Raw genomic sequence first — 2,963 nt, forward strand, 5'->3', positions numbered from 1 at the left:
CTCTAACTTCTCGCCATGACAATGGTCGTGCAGGCGCTGTCGAGCTTCGGCAGATCGCGTCCGGGCGCCATGCGAATGGCCAGGCGGCGCGTTTGCCCCCGCACGATCGGGCAATAGAGGTCAGGCTTATCCAGCGCACCGTGCAGGCGTCGCCGGCCGGCGCAGCCGCCGCGGCAAGGTTCGCGGAAGGTGCATGAGCGGCACGCCTCAGGGAGCGACCTCGCCGCCGCGAACGCCTCCGACTCGACGATACCCGCCCCCTGCTCGACCAGCGCGTCGAGCGAGTCCCCGGGGCCTGGCCAATAGACGCAAGGCTGCACCCTCCCGCGCGGCGTGACGCGGATCGTGCCGAGCCCGCAGCCGCCGGTTCGCGGCGGCAGGCCGGCCATGGCGCGCACCAGCGGCTCGCCGATGGCGATCACGTCGGTCTCGGCGAACAGCCGCTCGAAGCCGTCCCAGTATTCCTCGTAGGTGAGCGCATAGGCGTCCGAGCGGACCGACTGATAGACGTTGAGGCGCAGCGGCGCTCCATAACGCGCGACCAGCGCGGCGATCTCGGCGAGGCGCGAAAAGTTCGACCGCATCATGACCGCGATGAACGTCACCGACACGCCAAGCCGGACGAGGCGCTCGGCCTGCCGGTGAAGGAGCGCCCAATTGCCGGCGCCGCGCTGACCGTCCTGCTCGGCCTCGTTCGGATAGTCGAGCGAGAGCTCGACGTCGTGGAACGCCTTCAACTCCTCGTCGTCGAGCATGGCAACACTGTGGCCGTTGGAGGTCATCGTCAGCTTCATCGGCTGCGCGGCAAGGAAGGCCAGCATCGGCCTGAAATCGGGATGCATTCCGTTCTCGCCGGTGCCGAGATTGACCGAGCGGACGGGCACGCTTGCCATGACCTCCCGTACCTGGTCGAGCGTCAGGCGGTCGAGCCGGTCGGGGTCGCGATAGCAGAAGGCGCAGGCGAGGTTGCATTCGTTGGTCAGGCCGATACCGAGCGCAAAGGAGGCGGGTGCCGCGTGGATCGCGGGTGTCGCGTGGATCGCGCGTGCCGCACGGGTCGTTGGTAAGGCGATAGCATGGTTGGTCACACAAACCTCCTGAGCGTCGTGGCTGGCGAATGTTTTCTGTGCAAGGTGCAGGCGCCGCCTGCGGCCATCATCGCATCGCATGAAGATGATCGCCACGACGCTTGAAAGTCCGACGCCACCTCCGGACGAAAGACCATTCTGAGGAGCAGGTATAGATCAATGACCGAGCTTCAGCCTGATCAGATCGCGGAGCGCTGGAATGTGTCGGTCTTGCACTACGAGGGCACGTTCGAGCCGTTCACCGCAGATTTCGCGCATGCAGCGCTCGACACGAGCCCGATCGAGCGCGGCGAGCAGGCGATCGATATCGGCGCGGGTCCCGGCGGCCTCGCCCTGGAGCTCGCCCGGCGCAGCGCGGCGCGTGTGCTTGCGGTCGACTTCTCCCCGGCCATGGTCGAGAGAATCCGCGCCCGAGCCGCCGCAGAGGGTCTGACAGCGGTCGAGGCCCGCGTCATGGACGGACAGGCGCTCGATATCGCCGACGAAGCCTTCGACCTGGCGTACTCGATCTTCGGCATCATCCTGTTTCCAAACGCGGATCGCGGCTTTTCCGAGATGCGCCGCGTGCTGCGCCCCGGCGGGCGCGCCGCCATCGTCGCCTGGACGGCGCCCGAACGTTACGAGCTGATGAGCCTCCTCGCAAAAGTGATCGCAGCCGCCGCGCCGGACTTTGCGCCGCCGAAGAGTCTGCCCGCGCAATTGCGATTCAAGGACGCGCAGGTTCTGGACGAGGCCCTGCGCCGGGCCGGCTTCAGCAATGTGAAGATCGTGCCGGTGACCGGCCATTGGCATATCCCGGACGCGCGCTCGCTCGTCGAGAACATCGGCTTCGCACCCGGCATGGCCGCGCTGTTCGGCGCTCTCGGTGCGGATCGCGCGAAGCGGGTGCAGGGTGGCCTGCTGCGCGCGCTGGAGGCGAGGCATGGGCGGGGCTCCTTCGTCCTCACGGCAGAGGCTCATCTGGCGACGGCGCTTGCCTAGCCCGCTGCACAAACTCATTTATCTGCAACACCGGCTGCCCCTTAAGAGCCCCTGAGAAGGAGCCGCGCCAGCCCGGCAAGGTAACCAAGTTTCGGGGATCAGCCTAGGCGCGGCGAAAACGGATCAGTCGCTCATGCGGCCTTGTTCGGAAACGGCAGCACCTCGGCGCCGTTGCGCAGCTTGTCGAGGTAGTCGGCCCACTTCGCGATCATGTCGCGGCGCTGGTCGAGGTATTGCGTGCGGTTGTAGGCCCGGCCCAGTGCGTCGCCCACCGCGTGCGCCAATTGCGCCTCGTCACCTCGGGGGCGATGCCCAGCCGCTCGGCGATCATGGTGCGCGCCATCGCCCGAAACCCGTGCGCCGTCATGTCGTCACTGCCGTAGCCCATGCGGCGCAGCGCACCGCGCACGGTGTTTTCGCTCATGCAGCGCTCGCCGGTCAGCAGTGAGGGCAACACGTAGCGGCCATGCCCGGTCAGCGGGTGCGGCGCGCGCAGGATAGCCACGGCCTGCGGTGCCAGCGGCACGACGTGCGGCGCTCCGTTCGCCTTGTCGGCCGGCCTTGCTGCGCTTCATCACTTCGCCGGGAACGGTCAGCGTGGCGCCGTCGAGGTCGATCCATGTCCACTCCATGTGCCGCAGTTCACCGGGCCGGAGCAGCAGCAGCGCCGACAGCGACAGGGCCGCGCGCGTCACTGGATGCCCCGCGTAGGCCAGCATGTCGCGCAGCAACTCGCCGCCTCGCTTCGGGTCAACGATTGCCGCATGGTGCCGGCTTTGTAAGCGGTCCATAAACCGCGTCCTTGATCGCGGCCAGGGTGCCTGACACCCTACGTTCCCACGTAGGTGAGCGTGGGAACGTGATGTCAGACGAATTGGAAGACTTGACGCGCCG

4 protein-coding genes are annotated in these 2,963 nt (G+C 67.3%); 1 reads left to right on the forward strand and 3 read right to left on the reverse strand.

What is annotated here, in order from left to right:
• Window positions 1-2: 2 nt before the first annotated feature.
• On the reverse strand, window positions 3-1,184 hold the full coding sequence (locus H0W38_RS20020; RefSeq protein WP_292457474.1) for a radical SAM protein: 1,182 nt from the start codon (window positions 1,182-1,184) through the stop codon (window positions 3-5).
• Between the two features lie 63 nt (window positions 1,185-1,247).
• On the opposite strand from H0W38_RS20020, the gene H0W38_RS20025 reads away from it, so the two are divergent.
• Complete coding sequence (locus H0W38_RS20025) at window positions 1,248-2,069, forward strand: class I SAM-dependent methyltransferase (protein WP_292457475.1); 822 nt, start codon at window positions 1,248-1,250, stop codon at window positions 2,067-2,069.
• 131 nt (window positions 2,070-2,200) lie between these two features.
• Here H0W38_RS20025 and H0W38_RS20030 read toward each other — a convergent pair whose 3' ends face one another.
• Window positions 2,201-2,353: a hypothetical protein gene (locus H0W38_RS20030; protein ID WP_292457478.1), complete on the reverse strand. Its 153-nt coding sequence runs from the start codon at window positions 2,351-2,353 to the stop codon at window positions 2,201-2,203.
• Between the two features lie 87 nt (window positions 2,354-2,440).
• Window positions 2,441-2,800: a hypothetical protein gene (locus tag H0W38_RS20035; RefSeq protein WP_292457479.1), complete on the reverse strand. Its 360-nt coding sequence runs from the start codon at window positions 2,798-2,800 to the stop codon at window positions 2,441-2,443.
• Window positions 2,801-2,963 lie beyond the last annotated feature (163 nt).

The sequence above is a fragment of the Methylibium sp. genome (assembly GCF_013817365.1).
In the GTDB taxonomy this organism is placed as follows: Bacteria; Pseudomonadota; Gammaproteobacteria; order Burkholderiales; family Burkholderiaceae_C; genus Methylibium.